Genomic DNA, 17,470 nt, shown 5'->3' on the forward strand with positions numbered 1-17,470 from the left:
AACGCCGATTCCGCGGTCTACGTTACCGCGCTCAATAACTCATCGACCTGGGCGTGAAATTGCCCACGCGACAAAACTCGATCGCAGCCGGCTGTTCGAGCCGCAGCCAGCAGTCCCTCGTGAACGTGCGGTCCAAAGGCGATAATCGCGGGCCGAATGGGTATCTTGGCCGTAAACTCGCGCACCACGGCAGCGACGTCCGTCCGTGGCGTGCTCAGGTCGAGAATCACGAGCTTGGGCAGCAGCGTGGCCGCCTTCTCCACAAGCGCTGCTGCATCCAACGCCACTTCCAGCTTTGCGCCTTGCCGGGCGGCGGCGCCCGCGACCTTGGAAGACGTTGCCAGGTCAGAAGAGAGCAAGAGGATCGTGCTTGGTGGCGCGTCAGTCATGCGTACCTTGGGCTGAAATCGCGGCAGGGATACTGTTCAGCGATTAGCCCTCACCGCTTCGCGCTTGCCATCATACTGCCTCGGGGCCTTCCATCACGTCGCTCAGCCGCACCACTTGTTCCGCCGGCAACACCCAAATCTTGCCGTCGCCGATGCTTCCCTCGGGCCCCGTGCGGGCAACACTGGCGATGCAATCGACCGTGCGGTCGACGAAATCGTCGTTCACAAGGATCTCGAGCTCGATTTTGCGCAGCAGGTTCGTCTTGTATTCGTGGCCGCGGTACATCGCCGTGCGACCGCGTTGCTGACCATAGCCCTGGGCATCGCACACGGTCATCCGCGTGACGCCGATTTTCACAAGCGCCTCGCGCAGCGGATCGAGCTTCGTCGGCTGAATGATGGCGATGATAAGCTTCACATCAACAATCCGGCTGCGAACGTCCGGGAGCAAAGGCTCGGTCTCCGCTGGTCAGACCTGGCCGGCGGCGACACCCTCAAAATAACGAGCCGGTGACGTAAAGAATAGCCCGCGCAGCGCCGCTTTTACCGATGGGCGGTCGCGCTTCTTACGACGCTTTCTAAATTGTCAGCCTTCCCTACGGCGTCGAGGTCACCAATCGCGCTTCGAGCACCTTGCCGATGCGCTCCGACGATTCGGTCAGGTGCGCACGCGTATAAGTGTCGAGCTTTGGGTTGTTCTCCAGCACCTTCTTGATCTTGGCGTTCAGGCCCGATAGCTCGGCGTAAGCCACGGTCTGGCAATCCTCGGGCACGCCACGCTGACCGAGCGCCATGCTGGCCAGCCGCTTCAAGTAGATACGCTGCAAGTTACGGCGCAGGCTGCTGATGGCGGGCTTGCGATTGCTGTAATCACCTTGTGGCAGGGCGTCGATCTCGGCGAAAATCGAGCCCGTCAGATGCGTGAGAAGTTCGGCCGTGGTGAAAGCGTCCTGGTCGGCCGGAATCTTCAGCTCGGCGTCGTGCAGCCGGTGCAACGTCAACGAACCCAACAGTTGCGATAGCACGCGGTCCTGCCACATGCTGATCACTTCATGCACGGCGTAATCGCTACGCAGCGGTATGTCGCTGCCCCAGTGGTTCCAGTGGCTCGAAGCCAGGTGATTGTACAGCTCGGGCGGAAAGTTGAACGGCTTGTCGCTGAACACCAATTGCTCGAGCAGGCCGAGCGCCTCGCGCTGCTTGGCGACGGGAACGATCAGGTACGGCGCTCGTGCGTTCGGATCTCCCTTGTGATCGCGATGGACGTTGACGCCGCCGATATAACGCGCCGCAAAGAACACGGCACGTCCGTAATTCGCCAACAGTACTCCGAAGGCCTGACGCGCCCGTTCGTAGCCGTCGCCGTTCTCGGTGACGCGATCGACCAGGCCCGGCCAAAGCTCCGAGATCAGCTTGGTGCGATCCTTGGCATACTCGACGGGGTCGCTGCCCAAGTCGAACCGGTTAGCCAATGGATCCGAGTCGATGCCGCGCGTGTCTTCGTCCGTGGCGTAGGCCAACAGCGGCTCGGCCGAGCGCGAGGCAATCTTCTTCAACTCGGCCACTTCCCCTTCGGTTCCACCGGAAAGGGGCTTGTAGGCGTATTCGATCGCCCACATGTCGTACGGGCCGATCGTCTGCGAATAGTAGTTCGACTGTTTGAAATCCTTGCTGACGATATTGGCCGGCGAGTAGTCCATGACCGAGGCGGTCAGCCCGATCTCGCGCGCTTTCTCGGGATTGTTCAAGTCCGCGAGCGATACCGCGCTACTGGCCTTGAAGTTGTGGCGCAGGCCCAATGTGTGGCCGACTTCGTGCATGGTCACTTCCTTCAAACCCTGCATGATCAGTTTGTCTTGCTCTTTGACGGCTTCGGGGCCCAGGCCACGGGCCAAAAGCGCCACGCTGCCCAGCGCGAACTCGTGCGCCATGCCGTGGTTCAGCTCGCATTGGCACATATAGCTGTGACGCAGATGTTCGGGCACGCGGGCCAGCCGCTCTTCGTATTCCTTCAGCTCGAGCGGGCCGCCGGTCAGGGCCTCGATCTTGCCGGTCGTGAAATTCTCGTAGTCGCGCTTCCAGAACTGGATGAAGTCGGCGTCGAAGATGATATCGGCGTCGAGAATCTGGCCCGTCGTCGGGTTGACGCGGCTGGGACCCATGGCGAAGCCGGCGCCGGCGGTGATCCAGCGGAAGAAGTTGTAATTGATGTTTTCCGGATCGGTGTCGTCCTTGTCGAGCTGCTGATGCACCTCGATCGCATTGACGAAGCCCGCCTTTTCGAAAGCCTTGTTCCATTCCAGGATGCCGTCGCTGATCGGCTTGCGATATTTGTATGGCACGGTCTTTTCGATGTAGAACATGATCGCCTTCTTCGGCGGCGAAAGCTCGGCCGACGGCTCGGCTTTCTGCAAATCCCAGCGATTCACGTAGCGGATGAAGCGGTCCTCGTCCGACTTCTTGGAAAAGTCCTTGATCGCGGTCAGAAAATGGCCGACGCGATCGTCCGCCAGCCGCGGCTGGTAGCCGGTTTGCGGCAGCAAGCTGATCGAATAGTGGACGTTGATCGTGGCACCGCGGCTGTCGGGTACGGTGTCGAGCGAGAAGAACCCGCCCGATGCGTACGTCGCGGCCACTTCCAGCTCGACGTTCTCGGGCAGTCCCTTCACTTCGGCCCAGCTTGATTTGTTCGTGGCGAACGAAAATCCCGGTAGCGCGTGCGAGATCTGTGGCAGATCGCTCATGAAGACCGGCGTCAGGTCGACGACCAATCCGCCTGAGGGGCCAATCGTGGCAATCGGCAAGCTGAACAGCACACTATCGGTGTAGGCGAGCTTTACGGCGCGCTCTTCGGGGCTGCCGCTGGCGGCCTTGAAGCGTACGTTGCGCCGCACGATATGCACGTTGTCGTCCACGCGCCGGAATTGCCACAACCAATCGTCGCCGAAACCCCAGCTCATGCCGCCGATCAACGCCCCTTCGCCGATGCCGCGGGCGATCGAGATCAGCACGATAAAGTCACGGTCCATCTGGCTGCTGGTCAGCTCGGCGTAGACCTTCTCGCCTTTGTGATGCAGCTTGATCAGGCCGTCGATCGCCTTGGCGTCCTTGAGCACGTCGGCGTAGGGAGGAAATTTCGGCTTCGGTGCCGACTTCTCAGCGGCCTTGGCGGCTTCCGCGGCCTTCTCCTTTTCCTTGTCGGCGGCCTCATCCGCTCGGGCGGGCAACGCGCTCGCAATAGCCAGAAGTGCCAAAAACGCGCCGAAAACGCGACCCTGCCTGGTCATCGATGAAATTCCTTGAATGGGTGAAGAGCAAAACAGGCGAGATAGCCGCCGCAGCGAGAACCCCTAACGGCGGCGCGGGATCACTTTCATCTTAACCAGCCAGGAAAAGCAGGCAAACTATCTGCGGGACCTGTGCCGGCGAGGAAACGGGTGACGGACAAGCCATAAACGCCGGTTGTACCGCCTGAACCGGGCCCATACCCGACGGTTGCCACAGCCCGGCCGCATCTTTCGCCGGGGCTCGGATGCCCCGCATCCCGCTCACATGCGGACAGGCCGCCACTGGCGCCGGAGCGACTGAGGCTTTTCGGGGTGCCACTGTCGGCTCGCTTTACCAGCGCCGTGTCGTACGCGCAAGCGCGGGCCAGACGGCTAGTCAAGCCCGCAGGCCCGCTCGATTTCCTCGCGTGTCGCGAGTGAGGCAATCGCCCCAGGTCGTGTTACCGAAATTGCCGCGGCGGCCGCGGCCCAGTGCGTCGCTTCGACAAGGGACTTCCCCTCGGTCAGGGCAACAGCCAGGGCGCCGTTGAAAGCATCGCCGGCGGCCGTGGTGTCGACGGCCTTCGCCTCTCGGGCTGGGACGTGCGTTGTCTCCTCGGCAACCAATTGGCAACCGTCCGCGCCGCAGGTCACGATCACGGCGCCGGCCCCGCGCTTGCGCAAAACTTGCGCGGCCGCGATGGGCGAAATGTCGTTGCTCGTCGTACCGACAAGCGCGGCGGCCTCGACTTCGTTGGGCGTAAGGATGTCGACAAGTTCCAGCAGCTCGGTGCGTCCCGCTTCGCGACAGACCGGCGCAGGATTCAAGATCGTCAACACGCCGTGCCCTCGGGCAAGGCGCAGCGCGCGCTCAATCGTGGCCAGAGGGCTTTCCAGGCAAGCGAGGAGCACGCGTGTGGCGCGCCACACTGAAGCGGGCAACTCCTCCACGATTTCGACGCCGAGAGCCGCATTCGCGCCGGATGCCACGCTGATCATGTTCTCGCCCGTCGCGTCGACCGTGATCAGGGCGACACCCGTCGCTTGGTCTTTCAAAGTCCGCAGGCGGTCGAGCGCGAGGTTCTTCTCGCGCGCGAGGGTCGCGCAGGCTTCACGCCCGTAGGCGTCCGCACCGACAGCGGCCAGGAACGTGACAGGTGCTTGCGCGGCTCGGGCGGCGGCGACGGCCTGGTTGGCTCCCTTTCCGCCCAGGTTCGTCAAGAAGGTGCCGCCCAGCACGGTTTCGCCTGGGCGTGGCATGCGCGGCACGCGGACGACCAGGTCCATGTTGACCGAGCCGAGGACGAGAATGCGCTTCCGTTCTGGCATCAGACGACTATCGGAGTGGAACGATGTAATAGACGCTTCCGTTGATGGATTCACGACCCCAATTCGGCGGAGCGTTACCATTGAACGGAATAACGGGGGCCGCTGCCGAGTTTCCAAGGCGCCTCCGTGCTGTGCCCGCCTTCGTATCTTTCGCAGGAGCTTCGTCCGTCTCTGCCAAATCTGCCGTCATGGCAAGGCAGAACGGTGCCCCGTGCGTTTCATCTTTGCGCCCCACGAAGTCTATTCTCATGACCACTCGATCAGGCTTGGGATTTGTCCAGGTCGAAGCATAGAGCCGCAGATGGCAGTCTACGCTGGTCGCGAAGTCGTTATCACCTTTCCACACAACCTTCGCTTTGGCCGGTTCTTTTTCACCGTCGACATAAAACCAATCACAAACGTCCTCTCCGTAGACGATTGGTATTCGCTCCGTGCTTTGGTCTTCATAGTGGACCAGGTAATGGCCAATTTCGGTTCCGTCGTCGATGCGCCACTCGCTCCCTTCCTCGTTCGGTCCACCGCCAAAGCAGGTCGCGTGGAGAATGTGCAACTTCGAGATTCGCTGTTTTACCTTGATCCCTTCCATGTGGGCCGGCAGGGTATCCAAGGTCTTACTGCCGAGTTGAATCAGTCTTGGGCCGATCTTGAAGTCGATGCCTCCCAGCGTTTGCTTGCCCCGTGGTAGTTGGCCGAGACTGTTCCCCTCGAACCCTCGTCCCTGGTTGTCATCGAGCTTGCGATTGCCGTAGGGTTCGAGATCAACAAAGAAAGCGAGGGGCTTTTCAACCGCCGAAGCGGGTATCGCGCACACGCAAGTCACGGCAACCACGCGGCATAATGTCTTCATCGAACGCCTCCTCTTCTTGTTTTTTTCAACAGGCGTTTCGTAACTAGCGCATGATACCGCGGGCCCAGTTGTCAGGGCAAAGTTAAAAGCTCGACAGCTAGCTCGAAGCTGATGCATGCTGGCTCGGCAGGTGCGCACTTAGCCGATTCCTATTTGCCGATACAAAAACGGCTGAAGATGCGATCCAACAGGTCGTCGGTATAGACGGCTCCCACGACTTGCCCCAGTTCGCCGATCGCCGTGCGCATTTCGGCGGCGATCAACTCGTCGCCTGCGCGATCGTCCACCAGTTTTACCGCCTGCGCCAGGGCCGTAGCCGCGCGACGCACGCTATCGTGACAACGCGCGGCCGTGACGGCAACGACGTCGGCCGTGTCACCACCAGCACGCTCGATCACGCACGTGCGCAGATGCTGGCACAGTTCGTCGAGCCCCTGGCCCGTCGTGCTGCTCGTGGCGATGGCTCGATCAACGTGGCTGGTGGCCTTCCATAGATCGCACTTCGTGAGGACCACGATGCGCGCGCCTGGCGCGGCAAGTTGTCCTCGCTCCCAGGCGTCCAGGGGGCGGCTCGCGTCGAGGCAAACAAGCTCGATCGTCGCCTCGCGGCGCGCCTGCGAGGTGGCTTGCTGTGCCGCCGCATCGATATCTTGACCTGGTTCGCAAGACGCCGGCGCTGTTGTACGTGCCGCGCCCGACGCTGCCATCCCGGTTACGCCGGCCGTGTCAACCAGCTCGATCGTCGTGCCGTCGAGCGTTAGCGCGCCGACTAGGTAATCGCGCGTCGTGCCCGCGACGGGCGAAACGAGAGCGGCCGAACGTTTGAGCAAGGCGTTGAACAAGCTGCTCTTACCGACGTTGGGCTGCCCGACGAGCACCACACGCACGGCGTCGCGCAACACGCCGCGGGCAGCCATGCGTTCCTCCAGGTTTTTGAGCTGAGAGGCGGCCGCGACGATCTTCGCGCGCAGTTCGTCGCGCGCGATGAACTCGATATCCTCTTCGACAAAGTCGAGGCCGGCCTCCAGGTGGGCCAGCAGCTCCAGCAGTTCCTCACGCAAATGCACGAACGGTGTTCCCAATCCACCGGCAAGCTGCGCGACTGCGACATCGAGCTCGTGGCGATCGCGCGATTCGATAAGGCCGAGCACGCCTTCGGCCTGCGTGAGGTCGAGCCGCCCGGCCAGAAAGGCGCGTAGCGTGAACTCGCCAGGCGCCGCGAGGCGGGCACCCGCCCGGCAGAGCGTTTTGAGAATCGCCTGCAGGATTGGCGCCGATCCGACGGTGTGAATCTCGACCGATGGCTGCCGCGTGTAGCTGCGCGCGGTGGGCCAAACGAAGAGTGAGCACGGAACCGCCGTGGTAAATCCATCGGCGGAGACGTTGCCGGTCAGTCGCGTCGCCTGCCGGAGCGCATCGAGCGACTGCGATTCTTCCGCATCGGCGTGCCACAGGGGAGCGACACTGTGAAGCGCTCGCGGCCCGCTGATCCGGATAATTCCCCGTGACGCGGCGCCGGGGGGCGAGGCGATGGCAACGATGGTGTCGTGCGGGTCGTGCATGCGCGGCACCCATCAACAAATCGCCTAGCGCCGGTCGCGATTCTTCTTTTTGCTCGTGCGTGAGCCATTGCTGCCATTCGCTGGAGAACGTGGCCCGACGCGCTCCAGCACCGGCGCTGCTGGAGCATTCTTGGGAGGCGTGCTACGCGGCAGTAGCTTGCGTTCTGCGATGCCCCACAAGCTCGATGCGATGAAGTACAGGCACAGTCCGCTGGCGACTTTGAAGAACATCACGCCCATGAAGATCATCATGTATTGCATGACCTTCTGCTGCATGGCGGCCTGCTCGTCGGTCGGCGGCGACATGAACATCTTTTGCTGCCAGATGAACAGCCCGATCGTCAGGCACGGCAGCAGATTGAAATAGGGGCCCAACCAGCCGCTGGGCCCGGCCACGAAAGCCGGCATCACGTTTTGCCAGTTCCACAACATGTCGGGCGCGGCCAGGTTCGAGCACCAGCGGATCGACTCGCTCAGCAAGGGCGCACCGCGCAATTCCACATCCACGGCCAGCGAGCGGTACAGCCCCAAAAAGATCGGCAACTGCAGGAAGACGGGCAAGCAGCCGGCCAGCGGATTGTAATTGTGCTTTTTGAAGAGCTCTTGCTGCGCCTTGGTGCGGGCTTCGATGTTGCCCTTGTACTTTTCCTGGATGCGCTTGATCTCCGGTTGCAGCTCCTGCATCTTCTGCGCGCCCAACGCCTGGCGGCGGCTGAGCGGGAACATCAGCGACCGCACGAGCACCGTGAGCATGATGATCGCGATGCCGTAGTTCGGGATGATGCGATAGAAGAAGTGCAACACGTCGAGCATGGGCGCCGCGACGAAGCCAAACCAGCCGTAATACACCAGGTTTCCCAGCCCGTATTGCGACAACAGCGCCGGGCGTTTGGGTCCGGCGAAGATCTTGTAATCTTCGGTCGATGCAGCAGCCGGCTCAATCGTGGCGACCTTGCTCGTCAGGCGAAACGAGACGTTGGTACGGTTCAGCTTCGTGCGATCTTCGGGCGCCTCGCCCACGCGAATGGGAATCGCCCGGCCATAGTCGGCGGCATGATCTGGAGCGGGCAAGAGCGCCACGGCGAAATACTGCGCGTCGACGCCGATGTATTCCAGCGGTTCGTCTTGCCAGGGGGTAGGATTCGCTTCCTCGGCGATCGTCGTGGCGCTGACCAGTCCCGTGCGCCGGCGACCATCGACCATGAAGCCTACGGCCACGTCGCGCATGCCGGCACCGCCGCGCCAGTTGGGGCTCATCTTCGTCGCATACCACGCCCCTTCGAGCGGCAGTCCGTTAGGCCCATCGAGCCGCCAGGCGACTTTTCGCGCCGTTGTCCCGGTGTTGCGCACTTCGACGCTGAAATCCAAGTGATAGGCGGGCGCCGACGGGTCCTCGACGTCAGCCGGGGCGACTTTGGCCAGGCGGAATTTCTTGACGATCGACAAACCGAACTCGGTCGCGTCGTATTGAAACGCGATCTCGCTCTCGTCAGCCTGCGGCAAAGCTTGCCAATTACCGCTCAGCATGTCGAGACCGGCCAGCTCTTTGGCGTCCTTGGCGATTTTCTTGCCGTCGACACTCTCGAGCGTTAGCAAGAACGACAACGGATCGAGCGACTCGGGCCGGACGATTTCCATCGGGCGGCGGCGGAGCGTGCCCGTCAGCTCTTGCGGCGCCGGCTTCTCGCCGCCGGCCTCGCGCTCGATCGCCAGCGTGAACGTTTGCCCTGGCTCGGTCGTTTTCAGCACTTCGTAGAATTCGATCGGACCGACCACCTGCTGGCCATTAATGGCCGTGATCACGTCATTCACTTTCAGGCCGGCCGCGGCCGCGGGCGTGCCAGGACCAACGACGCGCACCAAGGTACCGGAACGATTATCCGGCGGCATGGTCAGATCGAGCTGACCGAGGTAGCCGCTGCGATCCTCTTGATCGAGATATCGCGGGCTGGTGAGCTCGATGCGTTCGACGGCCGCGCCCGTGTTGAGCAGCGTCACCAGTTCGCGGTAGCCGGTGGCCGGATCGAGTGAGCCCAGCGTGTAGCGCTGCTCGGGCACCATCGGCTTGGGGGCAGCCGGCTGCTGGGGCGCTGCATCCGCGTCGGCCGGTTTTTCGCCTCCGGCCTTGTCGGCGGCAGCCACTTCTTGCGCCGCCAGTTCGTCCGCCGCCTTCTGGTCGGCCGTTTTCTCTTCCGGCTCGGCGGCCTTTTGCTGCTGCGGCTGCGGCGGTTGCAGCCACCGCATAATCATCATGTTCGCCGAAAGCACGACGAACGAAAGCATGAGAAACGTGAGGAATCGCTTGTCCATTCCCTGCGTCCTTCTTAGCCGCCTGAGCGACTGTTTGTGCTGACTTGTCCTGGCAAAGGGGCACGGCGCGGAAGTACGCTATTACCGTCCGCCCCGGCACGACACCACGCCGTTAGCGACCATCGCGCAGCCGGTCGCCCAAAAAGTTATCCAGCTCGGGCGTCTCGTAGATCTTTACGATCGTTTTTTCCACCGGATACTCCACGCGCCGGAAGGTCACCAGGTCGTCCTCGATGACCACGTAGCAGGCGCGCGGATCGCCGTCGCGAGGTTGGCCCACCGAGCCGACGTTGATCATCGTCTTCTCCGGGCCAAGCTGATGCTGGTAGCTAATCTCGTCGGGGCTGAGAAAATTCAAACTCTGCGTAAACACACCGGGCACGTGCGTGTGCCCCTGGAAGCAGTGGTGCTCGATCAAGGAAAAGATCTTTTCCATCTTCCGCTGGTTGTAGATGTCCTCGGGGAAGACGTATTCATTCAGCGGATTGCGGGCCGAGCCGTGTACGAACAAAAAGCCGTTCTCGCGCCGGTTGCGCGGCAACTCACCGAGGAAGTCCCAGCGGCGGGCGTTGTCGGCCGGGCTGCCGAGCGGCTTTTCCAATTGCTCGCGCGTCCAGAAGATCGCCCGCTCGGCACCGGAGTTAAACCCCTCGGGATCGAACAAGGCTCCCTGGTCGTGGTTGCCCAGGATGCAGACGTTGACCTTCATGACCAGGTCAATGCATTCGCGGGGATTCGGCCCGTAGCCGATAATGTCCCCCAGGCAGTAGATTTCGTCGATCCCCTGCCGCCGGATATCGGCCAGCACCGCCTCGAGAGCTTCGAGGTTGCTGTGAATGTCGCTGATCAGGGCACGCTTCACGAGAGCTGACCTTTTGTCGCCCAGGCGTCACATTAAGCGCGCGCGGCGAGGGAGCCGGGGACATTGTCACAAACCAATACCGCAGTGTAAGTTAGCGTTTTCAGGCGGTCAAGGAGTCCGCGCCGGTGGCTATCTAACACGGCTCGGGCTGCACTGTTGCGGCGGCAGCCTTGTCCGCCTGCCATGCCGGACCGCCCGACAATTATACGGCATCCCCAGGTGTGTAATTGCGAATCCTGGCCCTCGAAACGAGCGGTACCACCGGCAGCGTGGCCGCTTTTGACGATTCCCGGGCACTGTCCCAAGCGGCGCTTGATCCCGCCCTGCGCAGCGCGCGGACCTTGGCTCCCGCGATTGCCGAACTCCTCAAACAAGTGGCGTGGAAGCCGCGCGATGTGCAGATGGTTGCGGTGGGAGTCGGCCCGGGTTCGTTCACCGGTTTGCGCCTGGGAGTGATGACGGCCAAGGCGTTTGCCTATGCCGTGGGTGCGCAGGTGCTCGCGATCAGCACGCTCGAAGCCATCGCACGAAATTCCGCTGACGGTGCTGGCCGGGTGGCCGTGGCCATCGACGCGCAGCGCGGCGAGGTGTACTGCGGTCGATACCACTTTCTTGCGGGCGGCGAAGTGGAGCGCGAAGCCGAGATCGCGATCATCTCGGTCGACGATTGGTTGGCTTCGCTCAATCAAGAAACGCTGGCGTCGGGGCCAGCGCTTGTAAAGCTTGCCGAACGTGTCAACGCCGCAGCGCATTTGGCGCCGCGGGACAAATGGCTTCCTGATGCGGCGGCGATCGGCCGGTTGGCCGCCCAGCGCGCGGCGCGCGGCGAAAGCGACGACTTGTGGTCGCTGGCGCCCTGCTATTTGCGCCGCAGCGCCGCCGAAGAGAAATGGGAAACGCGCGCGACCTGAACGCGTGCGGCGATTATTGCATCGCTCGGCGCTCGATCATCAATTCGCCCTTGTCAGGCAGATAGACGTATTTGCTGTCGTCCGGCAGCTCGGGCAGGTTGATGTTGTTCGCCTGCACGATGTCACGCATGAAAACCTCGTGCGATTTCGGCAGCTCGCCGTGCTCTCCCTTATACAGATTCATGGCGTGCTCGAGGTTCAAAAAGATCGCCCGATCCTGGATACGCAGATAGGTACTTGTGGGTGTGGCCAGGACGCCCTTACCGATCTCCTTGGCCGCGATTCCTTTCTTGGTCAGGTCCTCGGATGCCTTTTCTTGCACCGGAGCGGCCGGCGGGGGCGTGATGGCTGGCGGCAATGGCGCCGGGGGACCGCTGCCGGCCGTAGCTGCGGGGGGCGAAGCGCCTGGACCAGATGCCGCGTCGCCGCAGCCCAGGATCAGGGAGACCGCACTCAACAGAAGAAGGTGGCAGCTTTTCATGTTCGCTCCCCGAGTAAGTTGCACCTATTGTGCAGCCGTGCGGGCGACGAATCCAGTGCTTGGATTCCAAAAGCAAATACATCCGCAGATTACGCAGATGGACGCAGATTTTTGACGAAGCAGGCGTCATGGTGATGCTTGCTTTTCTCGTCTTTTCAATGTTATCTGCGGAATCTGTGCAATCTGTGGACGTGTTTTCGTGTTTTTTTCCTGCACTCAGAGCTTCAAGTCCCACGCGCGCATCGGGTCAAGCAGCTCGTGGCGCGTGAGGTCGAAATCCAACGGCGTTACCGTCACATAACCGGCCTCCAGGGCGGTGAGGTCGGTTTCGTGGGCTCCGCGGCGCGGCGGTGGGTCGCTGGTCGCCCAATAGTAATTGCGGCCGCGCGGATCGGTGCGCTTCTCGAAATGCTCGCCGTAACGCTCTATGCCCATCGGCACCACCTTCACCCCTTTGGGGCTCGTCAGGGCGGGCGTCGGGATATTGATGTTGAACAGCTGCGAGCGATCTCCTTTGCGGGCCAGGATCTGCTTGATGACGCCCACGGCCATGGCGGCGGCGCGATCGAAGTCGGCGGTCTCGCTGAATTCGAGTGAAACGGCAATGCTCGTGATCCCGAAAAAAGCACCTTCGATCGCGGCGGCGACGGTGCCGGAGTAAAGGACATTGATCCCCGCGTTCAGTCCGCCGTTGATGCCGCTGACGACCAGTGTGGGCCGGTTTCGGCAGAACTCGAAAATGCCCAGCTTGACGCAATCGGCCGGGCTTCCCTCGACAGCCCAGCCGCGGCTGCGTTTTCCTTCGAAGACTTCTTTGACAACCAGTGGGCTCAGGAAGGTGATCGAATGGCCTACCCCACTCTGCTCGGTGGCTGGCGAGACGACGGTGACGTCGCCCAGCTTGACGAGCTCTTGTTCCAGGGCCGCCAGGCCAGGTGCGTAGATTCCATCGTCGTTGGTCAGAAGTATTTGCACGAATGATTCTCGATGAGAGGCGGATTAGATGCCGCTTAAGGCGGCCAATTCGTGGTCTGTCGCCCGCACTATACTGCTCGCCGCCCCTGGGGGGCAACGAACCCTATCCAACGTTCGAAGGGAACCTTATAATTCGTGGTTTCACCCGGCGAAGGTCGGGCTTTTTTCGTTATTGGGACCTGCCGGTTGGACCGCAGCCGCGCCGTCGCTCCGAATACCATTCCACATGGCTCTGGATACCGCGATCGCGAATGCCCCCAGTCCCAGCACCACGGATGAAAAGGTGCTGGTGCTCGATTTCGGCGCGCAATACGCGCAACTGATCGCGCGCCGCGTCCGCGAGCAGAATGTTTATTGCGAGATCGTCCGCCACGACATCACGCCCGAGCGACTCCGCGAGATCGCTCCCAAGGGGATCATCCTTTCCGGCGGACCATCGAGCGTGTATGAGCCGGGGGCGCCGCATTGCGACCCGGGCATCTTCCGCTTAGGCATTCCCGTCCTGGGAATCTGTTACGGCATGCAACTGGCCTGCGATGCCCTGGGGGGCAAGGTCAACAACGTGCAGGCGCGCGAGTTTGGCCGAGCCAATTGCGAAATCACGCGCGACGACGATCTGCTGGCGGGCCTGCCGCGGCATACTCAGGTGTGGATGAGCCACGGCGACCAGGTGACGCAGGTCAGCCAGGACTTCGAGCCGCTGGCGGCCACGGCGACTTGCTCGATCGCGGCCGTGAAGCACAAGACCCTGCCCGTGTACGGCGTGCAGTTTCATCCCGAGGTGACGCATACGCCGCAGGGGCGCGAGATTCTGGCGAACTTCCTGCGCCGCGTCTGTCACACGACGGGCGCCTGGCAGTTGGGCGACTTTGCTCAGCAGTCGATCGAAACCATTCGACGCCGCGTGGGTGATCGGCGCGTGATCTGCGGCCTCTCGGGGGGCGTCGATTCGTCGGTCGTGGCGGCGCTTTTGTACCAGGCGATCGGCAGCCAGCTTTCCTGCATTCTGGTCGATAACGGTCTCTTGCGCAAGGACGAAGCGGCCGCCGTGATCCGCGAATTCTCGGGCCACTTCCGCACCGATTTGCACGTGGTCAAAGCCGAGGATCGGTTCCTGGCGGCGCTTGCCGAGGTGACCGACCCGCAAGAGAAGCGCAAAACGATCGGACGCGTGTTCATCGATTGCTTTGCGGACGAAGCCGCCAAGATCGAGGGGGCTGAATTCCTGGCCCAAGGCACCTTGTATCCCGACGTGATCGAAAGTGGCGCCGCCGTCGATGGGCCGGCCGCCACGATCAAGCTTCACCACAACGTCGGCGGATTGCCCGAAGATCTGAGCTTCGAATTGATCGAGCCTTTGCGCGACCTGTTCAAGGACGAGGTGCGCCGGCTGGGGTCGCAACTGGGTTTGCCCGATGACATTGTCTGGCGTCATCCGTTCCCGGGGCCAGGGCTAGCCGTGCGCTGTTTAGGTCCGATCACGCGCGATCGATTGGATCGGCTGCGCGAAGCGGACGCGATCGTGGTCGAGGAGATTCGTGCCGCGGGACTTTATCGGCAAACATCGCAATCGTTCGCCGTATTGCTGCCGGTGCAAAGCGTCGGCGTGATGGGCGATGCGCGGACCTACGAAGAAACGGTAGCGGTACGCTCGATCGACACCGAGGATTTCATGACCGCAGACTGGAGCCGGTTACCCTACGACCTGCTGGCGCGAATTTCGACGCGCATCATCAATGAGGTCAAAGGAGTCAACCGCGTGGTCTATGACATCAGCTCGAAGCCGCCGGCCACGATTGAATGGGAGTAGGCGAAGCGCGAAACGCTGAGTGCGGAGTGATGAACGGCAGAGATTTTGTTCCGCTCTGTTGGCCAGGTTTGGAACGCACGTAGCGCGGCTTGTCATGCCAACTTTGCCCCCCAGGCGTATTATTAGACAGGTGCCTGAGCGGTCGTTGGGCCTGGCCGAAAGTGCCCACCCGGTGCTTGAGCATCACGGAATTGCTTAACGAAAGGAGTAATCTTCGGCTCACCCACGGGGCCACACGAATGCAAATTCAACTGCAAGCCTTTGGAAAAAAAGGGGGCTCGTTACGTCGAGCGATCACGAGCGACCTGACGAAGCGCGGACACGATGTGCTGTCGGTCGTCAAAAAGGTCGACTTGGAACGCAAGCCGGGCTGGGCCAAAATCGTCGGCCGGGGACTGGCCGGAGCCTTGAATATCGAATGGGACGCGAGCGCCCACATGTTGCTGGCCCGGGCCATCACTAAGGCGGGCAACAAGCCGCATAAATTGCTGGCGGTGTTCCTGGAATATCTCATCCAGCGTCACGGCAAACGCATCGCCAGCATCAACATCCAATTGCGCTAACGGCCACCGGAAGCAGCGTGCCAGCGCAGTAACCATCGACGGACCGCGATCAAACAAGCATGAGCAGACAATACATCTATCAAATGGCCGGCTTGACCAAGAAGTACGGCCAGCGGGAAGTACTTAAGGACATCTGGCTCTCTTTCTATCCCGGCGCCAAGATCGGCGTGCTCGGGCGAAATGGATCGGGCAAGAGCACGCTGCTGAAGATCATGGCGGGCGTCGACCGCGATTTCGACGGCGAAGCGCGCCTCACCGACGGTTTCACGGTCGGCTACGTGCCGCAGGAGCCAATGCTTGATCCGTCGACCGACGTACGCGGCAATATCGAGCAGGCCGTCGCCGGCACGCGGCAATTGCTGCAAAAGTTCGAGGAAATCAATGCCCGCTTTGCCGAGCCGCTCGACGATGCGGCGATGGAAAAACTATTGGCCGAGCAGGCGCGCGTGCAGGACAAAATCGACCTCGTAAACGCCTGGGAATTGGATCGGCAGATCGAAATTGCGATGGACGCGATGCAGTTGCCCCCCGGCGACGCCGATGTCACGAAGCTTTCCGGCGGCGAGCGCCGCCGCGTGGCGCTGTGCAAGATGCTCTTGGAAAAGCCGGACCTGTTACTGTTGGACGAACCGACAAACCATCTCGACGCCGAGAGCGTCGCCTGGCTCGAACGGCACCTGGCCGAGTATCCCGGCACTGTCGTGGCCGTGACGCACGATCGCTATTTTCTCGATAACGTCGCCGGCTGGATCCTGGAACTCGATCGCGGTCGCGGTATCCCCTGGGAAGGGAACTATTCGTCCTGGCTGGAACAAAAGCAGGAGCGGCTGGCGCGCGAGGAGAAGGCCGCCTCAGCCCGGCAGAAGACCCTCGCCCGAGAGCTGGAATGGATCCGCATGGCGCCGCGCGCCCGACAAGCCAAGAGCAAAGCCCGCATCAAAGCCTACGAACAGATGTCGGCCGAGGCCTACGAAGATCGGCAGGAAGAATTCGAAATGCAGATTCCGCCCGGCAAGCATCTGGGCGAGCTGGTGGTCGAACTGGAAAAGGCCAGCAAGGGATACAACGACCGGCTGCTGATCGACGATTTGAGCCTGCACCTGCCGGCGGGCGGCATTGTCGGCATCATCGGACCCAACGGCGCCGGCAAAACCACGTTGTTTCGCATGCTGGTCGGGGAAGAGAAACCCGACTCGGGCAAGGTGCGCGTCGGCCCGACGGTCGAGTTGGGCTACGTCGACCAGAATCGCGACGCCCTGGATCCAGAGAAGACCGTCTTTGAGGAGATTTCCGGCGGTTACGACAACTTCGAGATTGGCGGCCGCAAGATTCCCGCGCGGGCGTACGTTGCGAGGTTCAATTTTCTGGGTTCCGACCAGCAAAAGGTCGTCGGCACGCTCTCCGGCGGCGAGCGGAACCGGGTTCACCTGGCCAAGTTGCTGCGCCGCGGGGCCAACGTCCTGTTACTAGACGAACCGACCAACGACCTGGATGTTGATACTCTGCGGGCCCTGGAAGAGGCAATCCTCAACTTTGCCGGCTGCGTGGTCGTGATCAGCCACGATCGCTGGTTCCTGGATCGCATCGCCACCCACATTCTGGCGTTCGAGGGGGATGGATACGTTCACTGGTGCGAAGGAAACTTCGCGACTTACGAAGAGCAGCGGCACGCAAGGCTGGGGACCGAAGCCGACCAGCCCAAGCGGTTCCGGTACAAGAAGCTGCAACATTAAGCTTTGCCGCATGAATGGCCGCGGCCCGTGGCCGAAAAATGATCCGAAGCAACTTGCAAACAGTCCACAATCGTGGTGCATAATAAGAAAGGCCTTGGGCTAAAGAATTGAGCCTGGCCTACCGACAGCGCGATATTCATCGTGCGGAAGGGATTTGATCAGGTCACTACCGTCTCGTGCGGATCGCCGAAGATTCAAGGCGGCCCAGGCGGGTCGTGGCATCCACGTCTGTTTTAGGGAGTCAGCTTTAGATGACTGTGTTGCACTCGGGCTCGACCAAAAAGTTCGCTGCGGGTTGGGAAGGAATATTCGCGCGCCGCTCGGCCAAGGGCGCCGCGGTCTTGAAAACCTCGCCCAAGGTCAAGAAGCCAAGCTCGGCCCGAAAGCCGAAGGTGGCCAAGGTAACCAAGCGGCGGCCACGCTAGCGCGGCG

General features: G+C 61.8%; 15 protein-coding genes. 5 read left to right on the forward strand and 10 right to left on the reverse strand.

What is annotated here, in order from left to right:
• Positions 1 to 17 precede the first annotated feature (17 nt).
• The 8 genes from VHD36_05800 to VHD36_05835 form a co-directional block, all read right to left on the reverse strand.
• On the reverse strand, positions 18 to 389 hold the full coding sequence (locus VHD36_05800; protein HVU86813.1) for a hypothetical protein: 372 nt from the start codon (positions 387 to 389) through the stop codon (positions 18 to 20).
• A 70-nt stretch (positions 390 to 459) separates the two neighbouring features.
• Positions 460 to 807: a P-II family nitrogen regulator gene (locus tag VHD36_05805; protein HVU86814.1), complete on the reverse strand. Its 348-nt coding sequence runs from the start codon at positions 805 to 807 to the stop codon at positions 460 to 462.
• A 178-nt stretch (positions 808 to 985) separates the two neighbouring features.
• A complete protein-coding gene (locus tag VHD36_05810) occupies positions 986 to 3,676 on the reverse strand; it encodes a zinc-dependent metalloprotease (protein HVU86815.1) in 2,691 nt (896 codons plus the stop codon).
• Positions 3,677 to 4,048: 372 nt separating this feature from the next.
• Positions 4,049 to 4,984 (reverse strand): ribokinase, encoded by a 936-nt coding sequence (rbsK, locus tag VHD36_05815; GenBank protein HVU86816.1) that lies wholly within the window; start codon positions 4,982 to 4,984, stop codon positions 4,049 to 4,051.
• A gap of 7 nt (positions 4,985 to 4,991) precedes the next feature.
• Entirely contained in the window at positions 4,992 to 5,831 is an 840-nt protein-coding gene (locus tag VHD36_05820; protein HVU86817.1) for a hypothetical protein, read from the reverse strand.
• A 149-nt stretch (positions 5,832 to 5,980) separates the two neighbouring features.
• A complete protein-coding gene (locus VHD36_05825) occupies positions 5,981 to 7,393 on the reverse strand; it encodes a tRNA modification GTPase (GenBank protein ID HVU86818.1) in 1,413 nt (470 codons plus the stop codon).
• 24 nt (positions 7,394 to 7,417) lie between these two features.
• Entirely contained in the window at positions 7,418 to 9,703 is a 2,286-nt protein-coding gene (locus VHD36_05830) for a YidC/Oxa1 family insertase periplasmic-domain containing protein (protein ID HVU86819.1), read from the reverse strand.
• A 112-nt stretch (positions 9,704 to 9,815) separates the two neighbouring features.
• Complete coding sequence (locus tag VHD36_05835) at positions 9,816 to 10,565, reverse strand: metallophosphoesterase family protein (protein ID HVU86820.1); 750 nt, start codon at positions 10,563 to 10,565, stop codon at positions 9,816 to 9,818.
• Between the two features lie 227 nt (positions 10,566 to 10,792).
• On the opposite strand from VHD36_05835, the gene tsaB reads away from it, so the two are divergent.
• Positions 10,793 to 11,476 (forward strand): tRNA (adenosine(37)-N6)-threonylcarbamoyltransferase complex dimerization subunit type 1 TsaB, encoded by a 684-nt coding sequence (tsaB, locus tag VHD36_05840; GenBank protein HVU86821.1) that lies wholly within the window; start codon positions 10,793 to 10,795, stop codon positions 11,474 to 11,476.
• 13 nt (positions 11,477 to 11,489) lie between these two features.
• Here the strand turns inward: tsaB and VHD36_05845 are convergent, their stop codons facing one another.
• Together VHD36_05845 and surE are read right to left on the reverse strand one after the other, a co-directional pair.
• Positions 11,490 to 11,957, reverse strand: a complete 468-nt coding sequence (locus VHD36_05845) for a hypothetical protein (protein HVU86822.1) — start codon at positions 11,955 to 11,957, stop codon at positions 11,490 to 11,492.
• A 216-nt stretch (positions 11,958 to 12,173) separates the two neighbouring features.
• On the reverse strand, positions 12,174 to 12,932 hold the full coding sequence (gene surE, locus VHD36_05850; protein ID HVU86823.1) for a 5'/3'-nucleotidase SurE: 759 nt from the start codon (positions 12,930 to 12,932) through the stop codon (positions 12,174 to 12,176).
• A 226-nt stretch (positions 12,933 to 13,158) separates the two neighbouring features.
• On the opposite strand from surE, the gene guaA reads away from it, so the two are divergent.
• The 4 genes from guaA (at position 13,159) to VHD36_05870 (ending at position 17,463) form a co-directional block, all read left to right on the forward strand.
• Complete coding sequence (gene guaA, locus VHD36_05855) at positions 13,159 to 14,742, forward strand: glutamine-hydrolyzing GMP synthase (GenBank protein ID HVU86824.1); 1,584 nt, start codon at positions 13,159 to 13,161, stop codon at positions 14,740 to 14,742.
• Positions 14,743 to 14,981: 239 nt separating this feature from the next.
• Positions 14,982 to 15,305 (forward strand): hypothetical protein, encoded by a 324-nt coding sequence (locus tag VHD36_05860; GenBank protein HVU86825.1) that lies wholly within the window; start codon positions 14,982 to 14,984, stop codon positions 15,303 to 15,305.
• A 59-nt stretch (positions 15,306 to 15,364) separates the two neighbouring features.
• Complete coding sequence (ettA, locus tag VHD36_05865) at positions 15,365 to 17,038, forward strand: energy-dependent translational throttle protein EttA (protein HVU86826.1); 1,674 nt, start codon at positions 15,365 to 15,367, stop codon at positions 17,036 to 17,038.
• 251 nt (positions 17,039 to 17,289) lie between these two features.
• Positions 17,290 to 17,463, forward strand: coding sequence for a hypothetical protein (locus VHD36_05870; protein HVU86827.1), 174 nt, complete (start codon positions 17,290 to 17,292; stop codon positions 17,461 to 17,463).
• Positions 17,464 to 17,470: the final 7 nt, after the last annotated feature.

This window comes from Pirellulales bacterium, assembly GCA_035546535.1.
In the GTDB taxonomy this organism is placed as follows: domain Bacteria; phylum Planctomycetota; class Planctomycetia; order Pirellulales; family JACPPG01; genus JACPPG01.

Coding starts and splice junctions, on each gene's coding strand:
- VHD36_05800 (HVU86813.1), bottom strand. CDS start 389: ATGACTGACGCGCCACCAAGCACGATCCTCTTGCTCTCTTCTGACCTG.
- VHD36_05810 (HVU86815.1), bottom strand. CDS start 3,676: ATGACCAGGCAGGGTCGCGTTTTCGGCGCGTTTTTGGCACTTCTGGCT.
- rbsK (HVU86816.1), bottom strand. CDS start 4,984: ATGCCAGAACGGAAGCGCATTCTCGTCCTCGGCTCGGTCAACATGGAC.
- VHD36_05820 (HVU86817.1), bottom strand. CDS start 5,831: ATGAAGACATTATGCCGCGTGGTTGCCGTGACTTGCGTGTGCGCGATA.
- VHD36_05825 (HVU86818.1), bottom strand. CDS start 7,393: ATGCACGACCCGCACGACACCATCGTTGCCATCGCCTCGCCCCCCGGC.
- VHD36_05830 (HVU86819.1), bottom strand. CDS start 9,703: ATGGACAAGCGATTCCTCACGTTTCTCATGCTTTCGTTCGTCGTGCTT.
- VHD36_05845 (HVU86822.1), bottom strand. CDS start 11,957: ATGAAAAGCTGCCACCTTCTTCTGTTGAGTGCGGTCTCCCTGATCCTG.
- guaA (HVU86824.1), top strand. CDS start 13,159: ATGGCTCTGGATACCGCGATCGCGAATGCCCCCAGTCCCAGCACCACG.
- VHD36_05860 (HVU86825.1), top strand. CDS start 14,982: ATGCAAATTCAACTGCAAGCCTTTGGAAAAAAAGGGGGCTCGTTACGT.
- ettA (HVU86826.1), top strand. CDS start 15,365: ATGAGCAGACAATACATCTATCAAATGGCCGGCTTGACCAAGAAGTAC.
- VHD36_05870 (HVU86827.1), top strand. CDS start 17,290: ATGACTGTGTTGCACTCGGGCTCGACCAAAAAGTTCGCTGCGGGTTGG.